This is a genomic window from Actinomadura soli (assembly GCF_005889715.1).
Taxonomy (GTDB): Bacteria; Actinomycetota; Actinomycetes; order Streptosporangiales; family Streptosporangiaceae; genus Spirillospora; species Spirillospora soli.
Genome location: NZ_VCKW01000517.1, coordinates 1 through 2,205, shown reverse-complemented (window position 1 = coordinate 2,205; position 2,205 = coordinate 1). Strand labels below are relative to the sequence as shown.

Below are 2,205 nucleotides of genomic sequence, written 5' to 3'. Positions count from 1 at the left end.
TCCCAGAGGACTGACCACCCCCGGCCCGCCCGCGCCGACCGCCACCCTCATTCAGTCTCTACGCACCCACGATGTAGTTCGGGGTCCCGCTCTCCGGTCCGGTGAAAGACACCGAGTGGTACCCGATCGCGTAGCACCCGGCGTCGGGCTGCCACGCCCGGTAGCACCAGCCGGCACGGCGGGCCATCTGCCCGATCATCGCCGCCTCGCCGGACGGCAGGCCGTACGCGCCCGCGCCGGCGGCCGTCCGCTGTGCCGGTTTCACCAGCCAGCGCGCGTCAGCGAAGGCCGGGGCCTGCGCGTTGAGGGTCCGCAGCGCGTTCCCCAGCGCGGCATGGTCCGAGTGATCATCACCCCACCACGTGGTGTAGTGGCCGACGCTGGGCCACTCCGCCGCGAAACGCGCCGCCCACGACTGCAGCACATCGGCAGCCCAGGCGGTGGTGACGCTGCCCGGCAGGTCCGCCGTCGTCGTGGCGGGGGCATCGGCGCGGCCGAGATGGACCCGCCCGGCGGGGACACCGAGCTGCGCGCACGCCGCCACCAGCTCCCGCGTCCGGGCCGCGGCGAAGTCCTCAAGACTCAGTTCGCCGTATCCCTCCCGCGGCGGGTAGTGGTAGCCGCCCCACCAGCTACTGGACGTCGAGCCGTTGAGCATCGCCCTCGCCCCCGACGAGGCTCCGTTGGAGCACAGCACCACGTGGACCTCACGGCCGGCGAGCGCATGACGTGCGATGACCTGCCCCATCCACAGGGTCTCGTCGTCCTGGTGCGGCGAGTAGAACACCATGGGACGGCCGCCCGGATTCGCGGGCACCGGATCGGTCGGCATAGGAGGCCCCATCGGGAGGTGGACGTGGCCGGCAGCACATGATCCTCGACGAGGCCGCCGAACTTGTACAGGGTGCGCTCCAGGTGCGTTCGCACGATGTGCGAGAGAGGACGCGGCGGGTCAGGGACCCGGGTTCACCGCCGTGCCCTTGAAGAAGGTGTAGTGGAAGGTGCCGTCCGGGGCGGCGGTGCGGTTCAGGTCGGCGATGCCGCGGTCCCAGTCGGCGGGCGTCGCCAGCCCGGCGGCGACCGCCTCGTCACGGACCGCCTCGACCATCGCGGTGAAGGTGTCGCGGGTGAACGCCCGCGCCAGCGCGGGACGGCTCCCGTCGGCGTACACCGTCCGCGGGCCCACCTCGACCCGCTCGTACCCGGCGCCCGACAGCAGCGGCGCCAGCCGCCGTCCGACCAGCGCGTCCCCGCCCGCGGCCGCCTGCAGCGCGACCAGGTGCGCGATCACGGCGCGGGCGTGCGCGCTGTCGGGGTGGAAGAACGCCGACCCGTGATCGCCCTCGATCACCGTGACCGTCCCGCCGGGCCGCAGCACGCGGCGCAGCCCCGCCAGCGCCGCCCGCGGGTCCGGCAGGTGCTCCAGCACGAAGCACACGAACAGATGGTCGAACGCGTCGTCGGGGAACGGCAGGTCGTGCAGGTCGCCGCGCCGCCACCGCACCCGCGCGCCCGGACGGGACGCCGCCACCCGGGCGCGGGCCTGGTCCAGCGACGCGGAGGACACGTCGACGGCGGTCAGGTGCGCGCCGGGGGAGCGGGCCAGCAGATGCACCGTCTGCGCCCCGACGCCGCAGCCGACCTCCAGCACCCGGCTCCCCGGCGGGTGGGACGTGCCGTCGTGCAGCAGGTCGGCCAGCGCGTCGGCCTGGTCGCCGAGCCGCCGCGCCTCCCGTCCCGAATAGCCGTGCACATAGCCGTCCGCCGGGTCGTTCCCGGGGCCGGTCACCGTCGTCGAAGTTCCCATGGACGCCACCCTGGCCCCACATTGGCCCGGCGAACAGGTCCAATCTCTGCGCGCCTCACTGGACCATTCTCTGAGGCTAGGAGGCTAGGAGGCTAGGCGGCGAGGGCCTCGGCGTCCCACAGGTCCCGGTACGGGCCCGGCACCGCCAGCAGCTCGCTGTGCCGGCCGCGCTGCACCACCCGGCCCCGGTCCAGCACGACCACCTCGTCGGCCGCGTCCAGGGCCGCGAGCCGGTGCGTCACCAGCAGCAGCGTTCCCCCGCCCGGACGCGACAGCAGGTCACGGGTGACCGCGTCCGCCATGACCGGGTCCAGCGCCTCGGCCGGCTCGTCCAGCACCAGCACCGGCGGGTCGGCCAGCAGCGCCCGCGCCAGCAGCAGCCGCTGCCGCTGCCCGCC

3 protein-coding genes are annotated in these 2,205 nt (G+C 74.4%); all 3 read right to left on the bottom strand.

From position 1 onward, the window contains the following. Nucleotides 1-58 precede the first annotated feature (58 nt). Nucleotides 59-832, bottom strand: a complete 774-nt coding sequence (locus ETD83_RS41425) for a PIG-L deacetylase family protein (protein WP_171064742.1) — start codon at nt 830-832, stop codon at nt 59-61. A 120-nt stretch (nt 833-952) separates the two neighbouring features. After that, nucleotides 953-1,807 (bottom strand): methyltransferase domain-containing protein, encoded by an 855-nt coding sequence (locus ETD83_RS41420; protein WP_138650700.1) that lies wholly within the window; start codon nt 1,805-1,807, stop codon nt 953-955. Between the two features lie 92 nt (nt 1,808-1,899). Next, on the bottom strand, nt 1,900-2,205 hold a 306-nt coding region (locus ETD83_RS41415; protein ID WP_138650699.1), incomplete at its 5' end, for an ATP-binding cassette domain-containing protein.